The 19,228-nt window shown below is 66.1% G+C and carries 18 protein-coding genes; 10 read left to right on the top strand and 8 right to left on the bottom strand.

The genetic code is table 11. From position 1 onward, the window contains the following. Positions 1 to 17 precede the first annotated feature (17 nt). A complete protein-coding gene (locus tag SLQ30_RS13645; protein ID WP_319446816.1) occupies positions 18 to 1,004 on the bottom strand; it encodes a 4-(cytidine 5'-diphospho)-2-C-methyl-D-erythritol kinase in 987 nt (328 codons plus the stop codon). Positions 1,005 to 1,173: 169 nt separating this feature from the next. Here SLQ30_RS13645 and SLQ30_RS13640 point away from each other — a divergent pair, with 169 nt between their 5' ends. Next, positions 1,174 to 2,034, top strand: a complete 861-nt coding sequence (locus tag SLQ30_RS13640; RefSeq protein WP_319446815.1) for a serine/threonine-protein kinase — start codon at positions 1,174 to 1,176, stop codon at positions 2,032 to 2,034. Positions 2,035 to 2,098: 64 nt separating this feature from the next. Continuing rightward, a complete protein-coding gene (locus SLQ30_RS13635) occupies positions 2,099 to 3,592 on the top strand; it encodes an amino acid permease (RefSeq protein WP_319446814.1) in 1,494 nt (497 codons plus the stop codon). An 80-nt stretch (positions 3,593 to 3,672) separates the two neighbouring features. On the opposite strand, the gene rsmA is transcribed toward SLQ30_RS13635, so the two are convergent. The 3 genes from rsmA to SLQ30_RS13620 form a co-directional block, all read right to left on the bottom strand. Continuing rightward, the gene (rsmA, locus tag SLQ30_RS13630) at positions 3,673 to 4,575 is read right to left on the bottom strand and encodes a 16S rRNA (adenine(1518)-N(6)/adenine(1519)-N(6))-dimethyltransferase RsmA (RefSeq protein WP_319446937.1); all 903 of its coding nucleotides are present in this window, start codon (positions 4,573 to 4,575) and stop codon (positions 3,673 to 3,675) included. Continuing rightward, on the bottom strand, positions 4,572 to 5,702 hold the full coding sequence (locus SLQ30_RS13625; RefSeq protein ID WP_319446813.1) for a transglycosylase family protein: 1,131 nt from the start codon (positions 5,700 to 5,702) through the stop codon (positions 4,572 to 4,574). Before SLQ30_RS13625 ends, rsmA begins: the two co-directional genes overlap by 4 nt. A 110-nt stretch (positions 5,703 to 5,812) precedes the next feature. After that, complete coding sequence (locus tag SLQ30_RS13620; protein ID WP_319446812.1) at positions 5,813 to 6,646, bottom strand: TatD family hydrolase; 834 nt, start codon at positions 6,644 to 6,646, stop codon at positions 5,813 to 5,815. A gap of 27 nt (positions 6,647 to 6,673) precedes the next feature. On the opposite strand from SLQ30_RS13620, the gene metG reads away from it, so the two are divergent. The 4 genes from metG to SLQ30_RS13600 all read left to right on the top strand — a co-directional run bounded on the left by metG (position 6,674) and on the right by SLQ30_RS13600 (position 11,698). After that, complete coding sequence (gene metG / locus SLQ30_RS13615) at positions 6,674 to 8,257, top strand: methionine--tRNA ligase (RefSeq protein WP_319446811.1); 1,584 nt, start codon at positions 6,674 to 6,676, stop codon at positions 8,255 to 8,257. Positions 8,258 to 8,360: 103 nt separating this feature from the next. After that, entirely contained in the window at positions 8,361 to 9,539 is a 1,179-nt protein-coding gene (locus tag SLQ30_RS13610) for an NAD(P)/FAD-dependent oxidoreductase (protein WP_319446810.1), read from the top strand. Next, positions 9,536 to 10,441 (top strand): RNA polymerase sigma-70 factor, encoded by a 906-nt coding sequence (locus SLQ30_RS13605; protein WP_319446809.1) that lies wholly within the window; start codon positions 9,536 to 9,538, stop codon positions 10,439 to 10,441. Before SLQ30_RS13610 ends, SLQ30_RS13605 begins: the two co-directional genes overlap by 4 nt. Before the next feature lie 12 nt (positions 10,442 to 10,453). Continuing rightward, complete coding sequence (locus tag SLQ30_RS13600; RefSeq protein ID WP_319446808.1) at positions 10,454 to 11,698, top strand: aminodeoxychorismate synthase component I; 1,245 nt, start codon at positions 10,454 to 10,456, stop codon at positions 11,696 to 11,698. Here SLQ30_RS13600 and SLQ30_RS13595 read toward each other — a convergent pair. Both SLQ30_RS13595 and SLQ30_RS13590 read right to left on the bottom strand, forming a co-directional pair. Continuing rightward, the gene (locus tag SLQ30_RS13595) at positions 11,671 to 12,654 is read right to left on the bottom strand and encodes an amidohydrolase family protein (RefSeq protein WP_319446807.1); all 984 of its coding nucleotides are present in this window, start codon (positions 12,652 to 12,654) and stop codon (positions 11,671 to 11,673) included. The two genes, SLQ30_RS13600 and SLQ30_RS13595, sit on opposite strands and share 28 nt — an antisense overlap. Before the next feature lie 9 nt (positions 12,655 to 12,663). Beyond that, complete coding sequence (locus tag SLQ30_RS13590) at positions 12,664 to 13,665, bottom strand: 4,5-dihydroxyphthalate decarboxylase (protein WP_319446806.1); 1,002 nt, start codon at positions 13,663 to 13,665, stop codon at positions 12,664 to 12,666. A gap of 97 nt (positions 13,666 to 13,762) precedes the next feature. Here SLQ30_RS13590 and SLQ30_RS13585 point away from each other — a divergent pair, with 97 nt between their 5' ends. After that, a complete protein-coding gene (locus SLQ30_RS13585; RefSeq protein WP_319446805.1) occupies positions 13,763 to 14,233 on the top strand; it encodes a MarR family winged helix-turn-helix transcriptional regulator in 471 nt (156 codons plus the stop codon). Here the strand turns inward: SLQ30_RS13585 and rsmI are convergent. Further along, positions 14,230 to 15,078 (bottom strand): 16S rRNA (cytidine(1402)-2'-O)-methyltransferase, encoded by an 849-nt coding sequence (rsmI, locus tag SLQ30_RS13580; RefSeq protein WP_319446804.1) that lies wholly within the window; start codon positions 15,076 to 15,078, stop codon positions 14,230 to 14,232. The genes SLQ30_RS13585 and rsmI overlap by 4 nt on opposite strands. 99 nt (positions 15,079 to 15,177) lie before the next feature. Here rsmI and SLQ30_RS13575 point away from each other — a divergent pair, with 99 nt between their 5' ends. Further along, entirely contained in the window at positions 15,178 to 16,647 is a 1,470-nt protein-coding gene (locus SLQ30_RS13575) for a dolichyl-phosphate-mannose--protein mannosyltransferase (protein ID WP_319446936.1), read from the top strand. 129 nt (positions 16,648 to 16,776) lie between these two features. Beyond that, positions 16,777 to 17,469: a type IV toxin-antitoxin system AbiEi family antitoxin gene (locus SLQ30_RS13570; protein ID WP_319446803.1), complete on the top strand. Its 693-nt coding sequence runs from the start codon at positions 16,777 to 16,779 to the stop codon at positions 17,467 to 17,469. Between the two features lie 54 nt (positions 17,470 to 17,523). Here SLQ30_RS13570 and arcA read toward each other — a convergent pair whose 3' ends face one another. Then, entirely contained in the window at positions 17,524 to 18,777 is a 1,254-nt protein-coding gene (gene arcA, locus SLQ30_RS13565) for an arginine deiminase (protein ID WP_319446802.1), read from the bottom strand. Here arcA and soxR point away from each other — a divergent pair. Beyond that, positions 18,776 to 19,207: a redox-sensitive transcriptional activator SoxR gene (soxR, locus tag SLQ30_RS13560; RefSeq protein ID WP_319446801.1), complete on the top strand. Its 432-nt coding sequence runs from the start codon at positions 18,776 to 18,778 to the stop codon at positions 19,205 to 19,207. The genes arcA and soxR overlap by 2 nt on opposite strands. Positions 19,208 to 19,228 lie beyond the last annotated feature (21 nt).

Below are 19,228 nucleotides of genomic sequence, written 5' to 3'. Positions count from 1 at the left end.
CTCGACTTCGGGCGTTGTCACCGCGAACGCGACGGCGAAGGCACCACGCGGGCGCCGTGCACCGGCCCGCTGGCGGCCCGAACCGTCCGGCACACGCCGTCACCCGCCAACTGGACGCCGACGTCGACCGCAGTAGAAGCGGAGCTGCACAGGAAGGCGCACGTCGGCCCCGATCCAGACACCATGCCCGCCAGCGCCCCGGCGTCGATGCCCGCGCGCAGCGTGCGCCGCAAGCGCGCGTCCAAGCTCAGCGCGGCCGGCTGCAGGTCGTTGCCGAGCAGTGGCGCCAGTTCGCCGGCGTCCCCGGACGCGAGCGCGGCGAGCACAGGCTCGGGGTCGTCGAGCCGAGCAGGCAAGTCGCGGTCGACCTCGTCGACGCGGTTGCGCAGTCGGTCGAGCTCAGTGAATACCTTTGGCGTCGACAGCCCACCCTCGGCGAAGGCCAGCACCCAATGAAAGGTATTGCGGGCCAACACCGTTGCTAACTGTTCTCCTCGGCCGGTACCCAACGCGGTGCCGCCGTGCAATGCGAAGGGGACGTCGCTGCCCAGTTCCGCCGCCAGCGCGTGGAGGTCGCGCCGCGGGACGCCCAACTCCCACAGTGCGTTGATCGCAACCAAGACGCCTGCGGCGTCGGCGCTGCCGCCTGCCATCCCGCCCGCCACCGGAATCGACTTCTCGATGGAGATGGCGACGTCGGGTGCGCGCCCGACGTGGTCGGCAAGGAGTTCCGCGGCCTGCCACGCCAGGTTGCGCCGATCGGTCGGCAAGGCGCCGTCATGATCGGAGGCCTCCCCCGTCAGCTCCAGCGAGAGCACGTCGGCGTTGCGGACCGTGATCTCGTCGAAGAGCGAAACGGCATGGAAGACGGTCGTGAGCTCGTGATAGCCGTCGTCTCGGAGGTCGCCGACACCGAGATACAGATTGACCTTGCCCGGCACCCTGACCGTGACGGAGCCAGTGGGCACCCACTCTGACGCAGCACTACCGTCCGACGCAGGCACGCCACGACAGTATCGCCGGGATGGCTTGGACATGGTCGGAACACAAACCCGGTATGAAAGAGGGTGGTGAGATACCCCTCGTCGGATCCCGCCGCCCGACACCGAGCCGCCCCGATGCCGTATGGGTGTCACGCTAGTGTTTGCTCCGAAGGTGTGTCAAGGATCACAGATGGGACCCGTTCCACAGGTGAATGACATCGTTCGACCCAGGGTTGAGGCCGCGCTCGCTGCCGGGGATCGCTTTCAGGATTACGTCATCGACAGCGCCATTGGCCACGGCGGATCCGCGGTTGTCTATCGCGCGCACAGTGCCGAAGAACCCACACGGGCGGTCGCCCTCAAGGTGCTCGACGCGCACCATCTCGACCCCAACCATCTGCACCGAATGGAGCGCGAGTTCGACTTTGCCAATCGCGTCAAGCACCCGCACGTGGTGACGATGTTTGGTCACGGGCTCGGCTGGTTGGCCATGGAGTTGATTACCGGCGGAAGTATCAGCGCGCTCACCGCGCGGTCCAACGTGCTGGCGGCCCTGCAACAGATTGCAGAAGCGCTCGACCACTGCCACCGCGCGGGCGTGGTGCACTGTGACGTCAAGCCGTCGAACATCCTTGTTGCGGAAGACTTCTCGGTCGATGGCGCCATTCTGATCGACTTCGGTGTAGCCCGCCGCCTGACCGACCATGTCGACCACCACCCCACCCACGTCGAAGCCTCGCTGTCCTACGCCGCACCCGAGTTGCTGCGGGGACACGCGCCCACCCCGGCGGTCGACGAGTATGCGCTCGCATGTACCGCCGTGGAATTGCTCACGGGGACACCGCCTTTCACCGCGCGCACCTCTTGGGGCCTGATGGACGACCAGCTCAACCGCGCCGTCCCGCGGCTCTCGAGGCGCTATCGCTGGCTACCTCGCATGTTCGACTCGATCCTCACCAAGGCCATGGCCAAGAACCCGGAGCTCCGCTACAACTCCTGCGGCGAGTTCGTCACACAATTGCGGGCAGCACTGCGCCCGACCGTCAAATAGTTACTTAACTTAACGTTTACCTCTACGAGTTTCCGGTCAGTTCGCTGAGGGTTAGCGTCGGCTGATGGCCACGCCAACCCAGTACGACCATTCAGCATTGGCTCATGAGGAAGAGGGCTACGACAAGGGCCTCAAACCTCGCCAGCTACAGATGATCGCCATCGGCGGCGCCATCGGCACCGGCCTCTTCATGGGTGCAGGCGGTCGGTTGAACTCAGCAGGCCCAGGGCTTTTCATCGTCTACGCCATCTGCGGCGTATTCGTGTTCTTCATTTTGCGGGCACTCGGCGAGCTGGTGCTGCACCGACCGTCGTCAGGGTCATTCGTGTCCTACGCGCGCGAATTCCTCGGCGAGAAGGCGGCTTACGTCGCGGGCTGGATGTACTTCTTCAACTGGGCCTGCACGTCCATCGTCGACGTCACCGCGATCGCGCTGTACATGCACTATTGGGGCGCGTTCGAGGCGATACCGCAGTGGACCATCGCGTTGATCGCGCTGGTGATCGTGCTGAGCATCAACATGATCTCGGTCAAATGGTTTGGCGAGATGGAGTTCTGGGCCGCCCTGATCAAGGTGGTCGCGCTGGTGACGTTCCTGGTGGTCGGCATCGTGTTCCTGGCCGGCCGGTTCAAGATAGAGGGTCAGACCACAGGAGTGTCGGTGATCGCCGACAACGGCGGCATCCTGCCCACCGGGTTGTTACAACTGGTGATCATCACCTCGGGTGTCATATTCGCCTACGCCGCAGTCGAATTGGTTGGCACAGCGGCTGGCGAGACCGAGAATCCGGCGAAGGTGATGCCCAAGGCCATCAATTCGGTGATATTCCGGATCGCGGTGTTCTACGTCGGCTCGCTGATCCTGCTGGCCTTACTGCTGCCGTACACGAAGTACAAATCGGGCACCTCCCCGTTCGTCACGTTCTTCTCCAGCATCGGAGTGCCCGCCGCCGGCGACATCATGAACTTCGTGGTGCTGACGGCTGCCCTGTCGAGCCTCAACGCCGGCCTGTACTCCACCGGCCGGATTCTGCGCTCGATGTCGATGAACGGCAGCGCGCCCAAGTTCACCTCGAAGATGTCCAAACGTGGTGTGCCGTGGGCAGGTATCGCGCTGACGGCGTGCTTCACCGTGGTTGGCGTGTTCCTCAACCTGTTCGTGCCTGCAGAGGCGTTCAACATCGCGCTCGACTTGTCCGCGCTGGGGATCATCGCCTCGTGGGCGACCATCGTGATCTGCCAGATTCAGCTGTACCGCTGGTCCAAGAAGGGCATCCTGGAACGGCCCGCGTTCCGGTTGTTCGGCACCCCGTACACCAGTTATGCCACCCTGCTGTTCCTGGCCGCCGTGACATTGCTGATGTGCATCGAGAACTACTGGAACGCCATCGCGATCGTGGTCATCGTGCCGGTGCTGGTCGGCGGTTGGTACGCGGTGCGGGGCCGGGTGCTCGAGATGGCCCAGGAGCGGGTCGGAATCACCGGTAACTACCCGGTCGTGGCAGAGACCCCGCTGATGGACGAGTTCTTGAAGAAGGATGCCAAGAAGGACGACTAGACCATCGTTGACATGGCGCTGGCGGCGACCGCTACTCGCAGTTCGTCGCCCTCAGCGCCATATCAATCAGGAAGCGCGAATCAGAAAGCGCGAACGGGATGCTCGTCGGTGGAGTCCGGCTCCAACTGACCCGAGCGCTGCAACAACCGGACGAAGTCGGCGATGCTGAGCGTCTCACCCCGGCGCGACGGGTCGATACTGGCCGAAAGCAGCCGCTCGGCCGACTCGTTGCCCGAGCCTGCCCATTCGGCAAACGCATTGCGTGACGTCTTGCGCCGTTGCGCAAATCCGGTGTCGATGAGGTCGAAGACCTGCTTACGGAAGGACTCGTCGGTGGGCCACGGCGACGTCTCGTAGCGGTCGATGCGCACTAGGCCGGAATACACGCGCGGGATGGGCCAGAACACCGTCGGCGACACCATGCCGTGACGGCGCACCTTGCCGTAGAACCGCACCTTCGCACTGGGCACGCCGTAGTCCTTGCCACCGGGCTCAGCAGCAAGACGTTCGGCGACCTCCGCCTGGACCATCACCATCACGGTGCGGATCGACGGGAACTCGGCGAGCAGGTGCAGCAAGGCAGGCACCGCGATGTTGTACGGCAGGTTGGCGACGAGCGCCGTCGGCGCTTCAGGCAGGTCGGACGGCACCAGGGTCAAGATGTCTTGGTGCAGCACCGAGAGCCGGCTGATCTCACTGTGGGAGTGATCGGCAATGGTCTTGGGCAGTTGTCGCGCCAGTACGGGGTCGATCTCGACGGCGGTTACCTTGGCACCGCGATCCAGCAACGCCAGCGTCAACGAGCCGAGCCCGGGACCTACCTCGAGCACGTGATCGTGCCGGTTGACGCCGGAAGCCGACACGATGCGCCGAACGGTGTTCGCATCGTGCACGAAGTTCTGGCCATACGCCTTGCGCGGCCGGAAGTCGAGTTCCTTAGCCAGGTGTCGTATCTCGGTCCGCCCGAGAAGCCGAATCGTCAGGACGCCGCCCCTACTCTTCCACTACATACCGGCCAGGCGCCCCAACCTTGACGCGCCCGAGTTACCTCAGCAATTGCGATCTGTTCTTCTCTCGTCGCCAGATCTGCTCGCTGAGCATACCTCAAACCACCGTTTCGTTCCCACGTATTTTGATCAAATTGCACGCCACCATAAAAACCGTTACCGGTGTTTATCGCCCAATTACCACCGGCCTCACATCGAGAGAGGGCGTCCCAGGTGGCCCCATTCGACACGGTGGGCACCTCGGTACCAGGCTTTGCACCCACTCGGAGTAGCGCGTCGCGGGCCGGCGCAAGAACGACATTGGCTACTGGCAACCTGCCCGTTTCCACACCATTAACGATGGCGACGGCAAACGTCACGTTTTGCGTACCAGGGCTACCGGGATCTTCGACGACCTGCCGACTCATGTTCATCGTCGCGTCCTGCACCACTTTGTTCTCGGGCGGGAGCGGCATCGGTTGGGTGACCTTTTCGACGCGCATGCGGGTCACCTGGACCTGCATTCCATCGGTGACCGGTGAATTCGCAGGCGGAACGACGGTGTCACTTTGTTGCAGCGGAGTGCCATTTGCTTCGAGCAAACCTGCGACGTTGGCTGCGGCCAATCGAATGGTGTGTACGACTCCGCCGTCGTTGAGCACCACGGTCCTGGCACTGACGACGGGTAGTGACATGCCCTCCAGTGGGACGCGACTGCCGCGGGACGCGACCGCTGGCGCGGTGTCGGTCATCGACAGCTGCGACAACGCCTCCTGCACGGTCGACGCCGTCGTCCAGACCTCGCGGCTGCCGTGGCCGTCCAGCGAGATCTGCAGCGGCCTGCTGCGCTTCAGCACGATCGTCTCCGACTGCTGCACGGACTGATCCCCCGCCGGGTACAGATCGTCGCGGTCGCCGACGTCGAACCCGTTCTCCTTCACCACGTCGATCACGTGCGACTTCATCGTCGACACCGTCATAGGGGCGCCGTCGATGCTCAACGTGACGGTCTTGTGCGCGGCGACGGCGTATCCACCAGCGAAGACAAGCGTCACGAGCAGGGCGGCAACGACCAGGCGGAACATCGGTGAGCGTGCTTCATCAAGCTTGTGCAAGGCGTTCAAGAGTGTCGTATCCCGGAGCTATGTGGAAAATCCTGTCAGCGGCCGCAAACCGCGGCGCCGACGCTTCTATTACAGGACGGTAACGAAAAGCCGTAAGGGCAGCAACTCGCTCAACCGCCGATTCCATAGGCTAGCGCGGCGTTCCGCGAAGTCTCGTGCGCTAGCGCTTCGGCCGGACGGTCGACGACCTCGGCCAACGCCCGCACCGTGTACGGCAGGCAGTACGACTCGTTCGGTGCGCCGCGGAACGGATGTGGAGTCAAGAACGGCGCGTCGGTTTCGACGAGCAGTTGCGCTGGCGGGATGAGCCTGGCTGCCTCCCTGAGCTCGCGAGCGTTGCGGAAGCTGACCGTGCCCGACAGGCTCAACAGCCATCCGGCGTCGACGCAGGTGCGCGCCATCTCCGGCCCCGACGAGAAGCAGTGGAAGATCACGGTCTCCGGGGCGCCCTCGGCGGCCAGGACGTCGAGCACCTCGGCGTCGGCCTCGCGATTGTGAATCATCAGGGGCTTGCCGGTGCGCTTGGCGAGCTCGATGTGCCAGGCGAACGCGTCCCGCTGCGCGGCGACGTCGGCGCAGCCGTCGAGCTTGCCCGGCCAGTACATGTCCATGCCGGTCTCGCCGATGGCCACCACCCTCGGGTGGGCCGACAGCCGCTCGAGTTCTGCGCGCGCCGCGTCGTCGAGGGAGTTGGCACGCGTCGGATGCAGGGCGACGGCGGCGTAGACGCGCGGATCCCACTCGGCCGCGCTGGTGACCCAACGCGCCGACGCCATGTCGTCGGCGATCGTGACGACCGCCGTGACGCCGACGGCCGCAGCGCGGTCGAGGATCGCGTGCACGTCGTCGGCGTCGGACGCACCGCACGCATCCAAGTGGGTGTGGGCGTCGAACAGGGGAGCGAGGGGTGCGGGAAGAGGGGGCCGCTCGCGGGTGGAACTCACGCCTCACACCATAAAGTGGTCTCCCTAATGGCTGATAAATCTCCCGGCGCGAGGACGCGCACCCCCGCGGCGCCGTACTACATCACCACCGCCATCGACTATCCAAATGGCGCTCCCCACATCGGACACGCGTACGAGAAGACCGCTACCGATGCGATCGCGCGATTCAAGCGGCTCGACGACTTCGACGTCCGCTTCCTCACCGGCACCGACGAACACGGGCTCAAGATGGCGCAGACGGCCGCGGCCGAGGGCATCCCGACCGCGACGCTGGCGCGGCGCAACTCCGATGTGTTCCAGGGGCTGCAGGAGAAGCTGAACATCTCCTTCGACCGCTTCATCCGCACCACCGACGACGACCACGTCGAGGCGTCCATCGCCATCTGGAACGCCATGAACGCGGCGGGCGACATCTACCTCGACTCGTATGCCGGGTGGTACTCGGTGCGCGACGAGCGCTTCTTCACCGACGACGAACTCGAGCTGCGCGACGACGGCATCAGGTACTCCATCGAGACGGGCACGCCGGTGACGTGGACCGAGGAGGAGACCTACTTCTTCCGGTTGTCCGCCTACGCCGATCGACTGCTCGCCCACTACGAGGCGCACCCGGAGTTCATCGGACCCGACACCCGGCGCAACGAGGTGGTCAGCTTCGTCTCGGGCGGCTTACGCGACCTGTCGATCTCGCGCACGACGTTCGACTGGGGCGTTCAGGTGCCCGATCACCCGGACCACGTCATGTACGTCTGGGTCGACGCCCTCACCAACTACCTGACGGGCGCCGGCTACCCGGACACCGAATCCGAGGCCTTCCGCAAGTACTGGCCTGCCGACCTGCACGTGATCGGCAAGGACATCATCCGCTTCCACACCGTCTACTGGCCTGCGTTCCTCATGTCGGCGGGCCTCGAGCTTCCCCGACGGGTCTTCGCCCACGGCTTCATCAACGTCAAGGGCGAGAAGATGAGCAAGTCGGTGGGCAACGTGATAGATCCGGCCGACCTCATCAATCAGTTCGGCGTCGACCAGGTGCGCTACTTCCTGCTGCGCGAGGTGCCGTTCGGCCAAGACGGAAACTTCACCGAGGAGGCGATGATCGGCAGGATCAACGCCGACCTCGCCAACGAACTGGGCAACCTGGCGCAGCGGTCGCTGTCGATGGTGAACAAGAACCTCGGCGGAATCGCACCTCAGCCAGGCGAATTCACCGACGAGGACCGGGAACTGCTGGCCACCGCCGACGAATTGCTTGTCAAGGTGCGGGCGCACGTCGACGTGCCCGCGATGCACCTTGGGCTGGAAGCCATCTGGCTGATGCTCGGAGCGGCCAACCGCTACTTTTCTGCGCAGGAGCCGTGGGTGCTGCGCAAGTCGGAGGCGGCGTCGGACCAGGAGCGGTTCGCAACGGTGCTCTACACCACGCTGGAGGTCGTGCGGATCGCCGCGCTGCTGGTGCAGTGGGCCATGCCGGACTCCGCGGCCAAGTTGCTCGACCTGCTCGGTCAGCCCGCCGATGAGCGGACCTTCGCCGCCATCGGGACGCGACTGGCGCCCGGCACGGCGCTTCCCACGCCCGAAGGGGTGTTTCCGCGCTACCAGGTGGAGTGACACGCGCCACATTCGCCGCGGCCGTGTCACACTTCGGCGGTCAGAGGTGTCTTGAGGTCAGCCCGGCTCAACGAAGAGCCGACAACCTCCAAGGAGAGTTCTCATGACCCAGAAGACCCAGGTCGTCGTCATCGGTGGCGGATACGCCGGTGTGCTTGCCGCCAACCACTTGCGAGTCAACGGCGACATCGCCGTCACGCTGATCAACCCGCGGCCCAAGTTCGTCGAGCGGATTCGGTTGCACCAACTGGTCACCGGGTCCGATGACGCCGTCGTGGACTATGCCGACGTGCTCGGTGCCGACGTGCGACTGCTCGTCGACACGGCCGAACGCATCGACGCCGCGGCGCGCACCGTGACGCTGGGCTCGGGCGGCACCATCGGTTACGACTACCTCGTCTACGCCGTCGGAAGCACCGGCGCCGCGTTGACCGTGCCGGGGGCAGCCGAATTCGCCTACCCCATATCGGAATTGGAGCACGCCGAGTCCTTGCGCGCGAAGCTCGCCGACGTGCAGCCCGGAGCTCCGGTGGTCGTGGTGGGCGCTGGCCCGACCGGTATCGAAACCGCTACCGAGTTGGCCGAGGAGGGTCACACCGTGACGTTGGTGTGCGGCGGCGTGCTCGGCCCGTACCTCAGCGCACGGGCCCGCCGTTCGGTGGCCAGGCACATGCGCAGGCTCGGCGTGACGGTCCTCGACGGGCAGGACGCCAAGGTCACCGAAGTGCGCAAGAACTCGGTGACCCTTGCCGACGGCCGCGAGCTACGCAGCATCGTGACCATCTGGACCGCGGGGTTCGGCGTGCCGGACCTGGCCGCGCGCAGCGGCCTCGCCACCGACGCGATCGGCCGACTACTCACCGACGAGACGCTGACCAGCGTCGACAACCCGTACGTCGTGGCCGCCGGTGATGCGTCCGCGCCATCGGATACGCCGCTGCGGATGAGCTGCCAGTCGGCGCTCCCACTCGGCGCCCAGGCCGCCAACACCGTGCTCAGCCGCATCGCGGGCACCGAGCCGGCGGCGGTCAACCAGGCCTTCACGGGTCAATGCGTCAGCCTCGGCCGTCACGCAGGCACCATCCAGCTGGCGCACCTCGATGACCGGGTGATGCCGATCTACGTCGGCGGTCGCGCGGCGGCGTGCATCAAGGAGGCCGTGTGCAAGGGCACGGTCTCGTTCTTGGCCAAGGAGGCCCGCAAGCCGGGCTCGTACTTCTGGCTCAAGGGCGGCAAGCGTGCGCAGCACCTGGCGGCCGAGCAGGCGGCAGCGCTCCGATGAGTCCGGGCGCCGCCGACGAACACGCGGAGCGGTTCACGCTACTACGGCCGTTGCTCTTCACCATCGCCTACGAGATCCTCGGCACGGCAACGGAATCCGACGACGTGCTGCAGGAGAGCTACCTGCGGTGGGCCGACGTGGACCTGACCACGGTGACGGACACCAAGGCCTACCTCGCCAAGCTCGTCACCCGGCAGGCGCTCAATGCGCTTCGCGCCCAAGCGCGTCGGCGCGAGGAGTACGTGGGGCCGTGGCTGCCTGAGCCGTTGCTCGTCGCCAGCGGTGACGCCTCGTCCGACGTGGTGCTGGCCGAATCGGTGTCGATGGCGATGTTGGTGGTGCTGGAGACGCTGAGTCCCGACGAACGGGCAGTCTTCGTGTTGCGCGAGGTATTCGGATTCAGCCACGACGAGATCGCCTCGGCCATCGGCAAGTCCAGCGCGTCCGTTCGGCAGCTCGCCCACCGCGCCAGGGAGCACGTCCAGGCTCGCCGCAGGCGGTTCGATCCCGTCGACCCGCAGCGGTCGATGGAGCTCACCGCGCAGTTCTTCGCCACGGCGGCGACGGGCGACGTCGATGCCCTGATCACGATGCTGGCGCCGGACGTGGTCTGGACGGCGGACAGCGACGGCAAGGCCAGCGCCGCGCGCAGGCCGGTACTCGGCGCGGACCGAGTCGCCCGCCTCGTCCTTGGGCTCATCCGCGGGGCAGGCGAGCTGGGCCGCGTCGAGCCCGCCTTCTACAACGGCGCGCCGGCCCTGGTGCTCTACCTCGGCGACAACCTGGAGGGCATCATCTCCGTCGAACTCACGGACGGAAAGATCAGCCACCTCTACGCGGTGCGCAACCCCGACAAGCTCGGCGGGATCAAGGTTGCACGGGAGCTCTCTCGACTGGCGTGACACGCTAGTGCGATGCGTGCCGAGCGGATCGCCTCGACGCGCAGCGCCGCTTCGGTGCTGCGTAGCGTAGCCACCGCGACCGCCCACCTCGGCCTGCCGCCTCCCGCGGCGTTGAGCGGTGACTGGTTCGGTGCGCGGGCGGTCATCGCACCGAGTGTCGCGATCGAACCCGTCGGTGCCACCGACGTCTTCCCCGTCGGCGCAGGCACGCAGAGCCAACACGTCGGCGGCGGCTGGGTCGGGTACCTGTCCTACCCCGATGCGGGGGCGGCAGGCCGCGGCCCGCGGATCCCCGAAGCGGCGGGCGGATGGACCGACGACGTATTGCGCCAGGACTCCGGTGGAAACTGGTGGTACGAAAGCCTTTCCGGTTCCGCGCCTCCGGAGTGGCTACGTGCTGCGGTGAGCGCCCACGATCAGCCCGGGCGGTGGACCATCGACTGGATCGAACCCGACCGCGACGTCCATCAGGCGGGAGTGTTGGCCTGCCTGGAGGCGATCGCGGCAGGCGAGGTGTACCAGGCCTGCGTGTGCACCCAGTTCGTCGGCGCGCTGAATGGCAGCCCGGTCGACTTCTTCGCCGACGTCGTGGCCCGCACCGCGCCTGCCAGGGCGGCGTTCATCGCGGGCGACTGGGGGGCGGTTGCGTCGCTGTCCCCCGAACTCTTCCTGAGCCGCAGCGGCGACACCATCACGTCGAGCCCGATCAAGGGCACGCTCCCCCTTCATCGTCCGCCGTCGGCCTTGCGCGCATCGGTGAAGGACGTGGCCGAGAACATCATGATCGTCGATCTGGTCCGCAACGATCTGAGCCGCATCGCGCTGACCGGAACCGTCACAGTGCCCGAACTTCTCGCGGTGCGTCCGGCGCCGGGAGTGTGGCACCTGGTGTCGACGGTGTCGGCCCGCGTCGACGTCGACGTGTCGATGACGACGGTGCTCGATGCGACCTTCCCACCGGCCTCGGTCACCGGCACCCCGAAGGCCCGGGCCAGGGAGCTGCTTGCGAAATGGGAGCCGCATCGCCGCGGTGTCTATTGCGGCACAGTCGGTTTCGCCTCCCCCCTGGCTGGCACCGAGCTCAACGTCGCGATCCGCACCGTCGAGTTCAACGCCGATGGGCACGCGGTGCTTGGCGTCGGCGGCGGTATCACGGCCGATTCCGATCCCGCCGCCGAGTGGCAGGAGTGCCTGCACAAGGCCGCCGCCATCGTGGGGACCCCCGCTGCTCAGCGGCGGATACCCGCGCAGAGTTGAGTCCAGTTGCCCGAGGCGATTTGGACCCGATCGGCCTCGCTCAACTCGGCCTGCTCCAGGAACCCGCGCGCGAGCCCGCCGTCGGTTGGGACGAACGGGTAATCGGCGGCGAACATGATCCGTTCGACACCGACGACCTCGATGGCCCAGCGCAGATACCGCTGGCTGAAAACCCCGCCAGGAGTGAGGTAGACGTTGTTGCGAACGTAGTCGGAGATCGTGCGCGGCAGTTTCGCGAAGGCCGCCATCCGGTCGATGCGGTCGAGGTAGAACGGCACCATTTCGCCCCAGTGGCCCAGGACCACCTGCAGGCGAGGGAACCGGTCGAAGACGCCGGCCAGGATGAGCCGGAGCAACTCGACACCCGCGTCGTAGTGCCAGCCCACCCCATGCGTCGCGAACGCGGCGTCGATGTCGTCACCGAATCCGCTGTAGTACGCCGCGCGCACGGCCGCCGGCGGCGCTTGCGGATGCAGGTACAGCGGCGCACCCAGCGCCTCGGCCGCCTCGAAGATCGGCCAGAACTCCTTGTGATCAATCGGGGTGTCACGCACGCGGCTGAAGATCAGGGCCCCGTTGAAGCCGAGTGTGGTTACTGCGCGCGCCAATTCAGCGGCGGCTGATTCCGGACGCTGGGCGGCCAGCGTCGCGAAGCCCTGCAGCCGGTCCGGATGTGCCTGCACCGCCGCGGCGGCCTGGTCGTTGGCCGCGACCTGCAGGGCCACGCCATCTGCAGGGTCTAGGTTCCACACGCCAGGCGTGGTCAACGAGAGCACCTGGGTATCGACCCCGGCCGCATCCATCACGGCCAGACGCTCGTCGCCGAGCGAAAGCAGCGCCCGTTCGGCGACGCCTGCGGAGCGCATGCCCGGGTCTTGCCATTGCGGATCGACGCGCTGCCAGGCCTTGAGCACGTCAGCGGTCACGTAATGTTCTTCCAGTCCAACGATTTTCACAGTTTCTCCTCAGGTGTCGAGCAGTTCTGGTGCGAAGACGTCTGCTTCCGTCATACGCCGTTTCGACAGACCCTGCTCATGGTTCCAGCGCAGCACGGCGTGGATGGTCGTCCGGTTCGCGGCAACCCCGTACGGCCACAAGTCGTCGCCGAAGAGCGCACGGTCGTCGTCGTACAGTTCACTGACCCACGGCAGCGGAGTGTCGATGTGATTGAGCACTCGCTCGTTGCGGTATCGCTGCAGCACAAGCTCCTTCGCGTCGCAGAAGGCCCGGTAGACGTTGCCGGCCAAGCCCGGGTTGTTTGCAGCGAGGTCGCGGCGGATCACCACGATGTGCATGGACGGGAAGATGCCTGTGCGCCGGTAGTACTCGCGCTCGGTTGACCGATACTCGGGGAAAAGCCTTGCCACATTGGGTGATCCGCTCAGCACGCAGTCGGGGACGTCTGCGGAGATCATCGCGTCGATCTCGCCGGTGTCCAGCATCGGCCCCAACGCGGCGCCGTCGGGGATCCGGCTGACGTCGACGTCGGTGGGGTGCGGTTCCGGCACGAAGTCGAATGGGGCGATGGGATAGTCGAATCCGCCGATCACCCAGCGACTCTGGTCGGGGGTCACGCCGTAGTCGTCGGCCAGCATGCCCTTGGCGGCGATACCCGCGTCGTGTCCGTAGGTGGCGAACTCTCCGATGGTCTTGCCGATCAGGTCGCGCGGCGTCTCGATGCCCTTCGAGGTGTTGACGAAGATCGCCGAGTGCCGGAACTGGCGGGCCAGAAAGATCGGCAGGCCGATGTACGGCGCATCGTCGAGGTCCAGTGTGCGCAGGTAGAACGTCCACCCCAGTTCGGCGACGCCGAATTCGTGGTTGCGGATCATCCGCTCGAATATGTCCGAGACGACGAATGCGGTGTGGAACGTGGGATCGACGCCGTCGATCTTCACGGTGCCGTCGATCAGCGGGCGGACGTGCTGGTAGTCGTGAAAACCAATGTCGAGGGTCAGGTCGCTCATGTCGTGCTCCTTCGTGTCGTCGCCGTCAGTCGTATGCCCCGTACCTCCGATAGTAAACGCATTTACTATTTCGGCAAGTGTCGTTATTCTGACGAACATGGGCAACGACGCACGCGCCATCACCGAGCTCTTCGAGACCGCTTCGCTCGGCGGTCCCGAGCGCGCCGTCGGCTTCGTGATCTGGCGCGTGATGCACCGCTACGTGCGGGCGGCCGACCGCGCGCTGACCGGGCTCGGATTGACCCATCTGCAGTTCCAGACGTTGGCGCTGGCGGCCTGGCTCGGCCGTTCCGAAGCCCCCGTCACGCAGGTCGAACTCGCACGGGCAGGCGACATCGCGCCGATGCAGGTGTCGCACATGATGAAGACGTTGGAGGCCAAGGGCTGGATCAGCCGCCCCCGCAGCACTTCCGACGTCCGCGCCAAGCACGTCGAGGTGACGAGTGCCGGGTTGGCGGTACTCCGGCGCGCGTTGCCCGTGATGATCGAGGTGCAGCGCGAAATATTCGGCGCCGCGGGCGAGCCTGGCGGTGTCCTGCTGAATTCGCTTCTGCAGCTGGAGGTCTAGCTTCGCGAGCGCAGCACCGCATCGTAGAGCTCACGCCGGGATGGGGCACCGGGATTCGCGGCGATCACCTCGGCGCACGCATCCTTCACGCGAGCGCCTGCACCGACGAGCGTGTTGACCTCGGCGACCAGTTCGGCCACGTCGGTCCGCGGGAGCGCTCCGGCCAGCACGACGGTCAGTTCGCCGAGCACGCCGTCGGCCGCCCAGTCCGCGAGCTCGGCCAACGAGCCGCGCTTGACCTCCTCGTGGGTCTTGGTCAACTCGCGGCAGACCACGGCGCGGCGATCAGGCCCGAGCGTGTCGACCGCGTCGCGCAGGCATTCGGCCAGCCGGCGCGGCGATTCGAAGAACACACAGGTCCGTTGCTCGCCCTCCAGTTGCGCCAGCCAGGTCACCCGCGCCGAGTGCTTGCGCGGCGCAAAGCCCTCGAAGCAGAACCGGTCCGACGGAAGACCCGACACGGCAAGCGCAGTCGTCACTGCCGATGGGCCCGGCAGACAGCTGACCGTCAGCCCGGCCGCTGCGCACGCGGTCACCAGCCGGTAGCCGGGATCGCTGATCAGCGGCATGCCTGCATCGCTGACGACCAGCACCGTCGCACCGCCCGCGACCTCCTCGACGAGCCCGGCCACCCGGGTCGCCTCGTTCTGGTCGAAGAAGCTGACGATGCGCCCACCTGGGCGGACGCCGAGTGCGCCGGCCAGCACCCGCACGCGGCGGGTGTCCTCCGCGGCGATGACGTCAGCGCTGCCCAGCGCCTCGATCAGCCGCGCGGACGCGTCTGCATGCTGCCCGAGCGGCGTGGCGGCGAGCAGCAGGCGTCCTGGTGTTCCTGAGCCAGTCACAGGCGACAGCCTACGATCGCCCTTGTGACCGCTCCGACGCTCGACGACATCGCGCCCGAGCGCTCGGCCCCGGTGATCAGCCCGGGCCCGCTGGTGCCGATGCCCGACTTCGGGCCGCAGGACCGCTTGCAGGGTTGGGTGATGACGGCCGTCATCACGGCCTTCGCGGCGCTCACCCGGTTCCTCAATCTGGGTTCGCCGACGGATGGCGGCACCCCGATCTTCGACGAGAAGCACTACGCGCCACAGGCCTGGCAGATGCTCGGCAACGGCTTCGTCGAGGACAATCCCGGCTACGGGCTGGTGGTGCACCCGCCGGTCGGCAAGCAACTGCTGTCGATCGGTGAGGCGCTGTTCGGATACACCGGGGTTGGCTGGCGGTTCTCCGGCGCGGTGTGCGGCGTGATCATCGTGTTGCTGGTGGCCCGCATCGTCCGCCGAATTACCCGTTCGACGTTGATCGGCGGCATCGCGGGCTTGTTGATCGTCGCCGACGGCGTCAGCTTCGTCACGGCGCGCACCGCGCTACTCGACGTCTTTCTGGTTGTCTTCGTGGTCGCGGCGTTCGGGGCGTTGATCGTCGACCGCGACCAAATGCGCGAGCGCATGCACGTCGCACTGCTCGAAGGCCGTATCGCAGATACCCCATGGGGTCCCCGACTTGGCGTGCGGTGGTGGCGCTTCGGTGCTGGGGTGCTGCTCGGCCTGGCCTTCGCCACGAAGTGGTCGGGCCTGTACTTCATCCTGTTCTTCGGCCTGATGACGTTGGCCTTCGACGTCGTCGCCCGGCGGCAGTACCGAGTGCCGCGACCGTGGATGGGAACGCTGCGTCGCGACTTCGGGCCTGCGGTCTACGTGTTCGGCGTGATCCCGTTTGTCGTGTACCTCGGCTCCTATGCTCCGTGGTTCGCATCGGAGACCGCCATCGACCGGCACGACGAGTACCGGACCATCGGCGCGGGCGGTGTGCTGCCAGACGCCATCCGGTCGCTGTGGCACTTCACCTACGGGGTGTACAAGTTCCACTCCGGGCTCACCAACGCGGCAGGCAACCACCATCCGTGGGAGTCGAAACCGTGGACGTGGCCGATGTCGCTGCGACCGGTGCTGTATGCGATCGACCAGGACAACATCGCGGGTTGCGGCACCCAGTCGTGTGTCAAGGCCGTGATGCTGGTCGGCACCCCCGCGATGTGGTTCATCGCGGTCCCGGTGTTGGGGTGGGCGCTGTGGCGGGCGTTCGTCAAGCGCGACTGGCGTTACGCGGTGGCGCTGACGGGCTATTCGGCGGGCTTCCTGCCGTGGTTCGCCGACATCGACCGGCAGATGTACTTCTTCTACGCCGCCCCGATGGCCCCGTTCTTAGTGATGATCATCGCGCTGATACTGGGCGACGTGCTTTATGCGCCAAGGCAAAACGCCGAACGCCGCGCACTTGGGTTACTTGTGGCCTGTTTCTATGTCGCGCTTGTCATTACGAACTTCGCGTGGTTGTACCCGGTGCTGACGGGACTCCCGATCTCACAAGCGACGTGGAACATGGAGATCTGGCTGCCGTCCTGGCGCTAGGGTTTCCTCCGCGCCTCCAGGTTTCGCGAGTCCTACACCAGTGTCGTAGTTGCGCAGTTATCCACAGCTCTGGGGTAGGACTCGCGAAACCCGACGGAGGATGTCGGCGTTCGCGGTGACGATCCGAGCATGGAACGAGCATTTGTCGGAACCGAACTACTCGACGGCGGCCTCACCATAGGACAACTGCGATGGCGTTACAAGGCTGTCCACCCGCGCATCTACGTGCCCCGCGGCGCCGCGTCCTCGGTTGAGCTCGACGCCCACGCGGCGTGGCTGTGGACCGAGCGCCGCGGCGTCGTGGCCGGACGCGCGGCAGCTGCACTCCACGGGGCACAGTGGGTGCATCCCGGCACTCCGATCGAGATGATCGCCGACCAGGGACGACCGCGACCGGGAGCGATCATCCGAGAACAGCGAATCGACTGGGACGAGGTCTGCATGGTCGGCGAATTGCCGGTCACCATACCTTCACGAACGGCTTTGGATCTGGCACGACATCGCAACCGCGACAACGCGGTTCGACACCTTGATGCGCTCGCGGCCGCGACCGGTATCACGGCCGCCGATGTGGCGCCGCTCGTTGACAGATATCGCGGCTCGCGCGGGATGAAACGCGCCCGCATCGCACTCGAGCAACATCAGACCGAACGAAAGCGTTTCGTCCACGACATCGGGCGCAACGAAATGATCGAGCGGCGAGGCTGGCTGGACATCCACGTCGTGAAAGAGCACACCTGGGCGTTCATCCTGCACAGAATCCGAGAGAGCAGCGAACGTCGGGGATGGTATCCACTCGCGAGTTCTACACCAGAGCTGTGATGTGGGGCATTCAACGACTGTGGTGTAGAAGTCGCGAGGTTTGCGAAGTATGAGCTACAGCGGGTCGCGGGCAGCCGGACACGACATACAGCGTGGCCCGCCGCGGCCGGTGCCCAGTTCCGATGCCGCGATCGGCAACACTTCGATGCCCGAATCTGCCAGTCGCGCATTGGTTTCAGCGTTACGCTCGTATGCGACGACCACACCGGGCGCCAGCGCCAGCGTGTTGTTGCCGTCGTCCCACTGCTCACGCTCCGCGGTGACGGGGTCCAGCCCCGTGTCGATGACACGCAGCTTCTCGATGCCCATGGCGTCGGCGGCGGCCTCGACGAACGGCGCTGCACGCTCGATCGTCACGCCATCCGACTTCTTGCGAATGGTGAACGCCGACAACGAATCGACGATGTTCGGGTACATGACGACGGCATCGGTGTCGACCATCGTGCACACGGTATCCAGATGCATCTGCGCCCGTTCCTGAGCGATCGGCACGGCCAACACGGTGTGCGCAAGGTCGTCGTCGAAAAGGCTGCGCGCCAGCGCCTCCGCACCTGCGGGCGTGGTCCGCTCGCCCACCCCGACGGCGACGACACCCGGCCCGAGCAGCAGCACGTCACCGCCCTCGACGGGGGCCGACCGCGACTCGTATGCCCGTCGCACCCCGAGAAACCGCGGGTGGTGGGCGTAGATCAGGTCGGTCAACGACGTCTCGCGCATCCGCGCGGGCAACGCCAGCGACGTAATCGCCACGCGCGGGCCGATCCAGAACGACGAGTCGCGGGTGAACAATAAATTCGGCAGCGGATCGATGACGAAGTCACCGCCGTGATGCATGCGGCGCACCAATGACAGTTCGCCCTCGTGGAAGGGCAATTCGTTGAATGTCATGCCCGCCATCAGCACCCGCGCCAGGGTCTCCGCTTCCAACGTGCGCAGGTACTTCGAAAGTTCTTGGGCCAGTGGCAATCCAAGGCGGCGTGAATCGACCGCCGCGGCGATGCCCTGCATGCGGGCCGCGCCACTGGCCAGCGCTTCGGTCAGTAGGTCACCGAGCAACAGCACCTCGACGCCGCGGGAGCGCAGCACGTCGGCGAACGCATCGTGTTCCTGCTGCGCCTTGGCCACCCAGGGCAGCCCGTCGAACAGCAGCGCGTCGTTGTTGCGTGGGGTCAGCCGCTGCAGCTCCGCGCCGGGCCGATGCAGGATGACCACCCGCAGCGTGCCCACCTCTGAATTGGAGCCCAGCACAATGCCCGTCACACCTAGCACCGTAACGCCATTCGTCACCTCAACTATGGTTGAGGTCATGGATCTACCCGACCTGACACCAGGCGAGCTGTCGCTTCGCAGCGGGGTGGCGGTGTCCGCACTGCACTTCTACGAACGCGAAAACCTCATCGCCAGCACTCGCACCTCGGGCAACCAGCGCCGGTACGCACGCGAGACCATCCGCCGCGTGGCGTTCATCCGAATGTCGCAGCGGCTCGGAATTCCGTTGGCCCGCATCCGCGACGCACTGGCCACACTGCCGACCAACCGGGTGCCGACGAGCAAGGACTGGGCTCGCCTCTCGGCCGGGTGGCGGTCCGACCTCGACGAGCGGATCCTCCACCTCCAGCGGCTGCGCGACAACCTCGCGGGCTGCATCGGCTGCGGTTGCATGAGCCTGAAAGTCTGCGCGCTCTTTAATCCCGACGACGTGCTGTCCGCCAAGGGCCCCGGCGCGGCCAACCTATAAATTCGAATGTATGTGCGATAA

Source organism: Mycobacterium sp. RTGN4 (assembly GCF_033804635.1).
In the GTDB taxonomy this organism is placed as follows: Bacteria; Actinomycetota; Actinomycetes; order Mycobacteriales; family Mycobacteriaceae; genus Mycobacterium.
The sequence above is the reverse complement of the archived record's forward strand: the minus strand, read 5'-3'. Positions and strand labels throughout refer to the sequence as shown.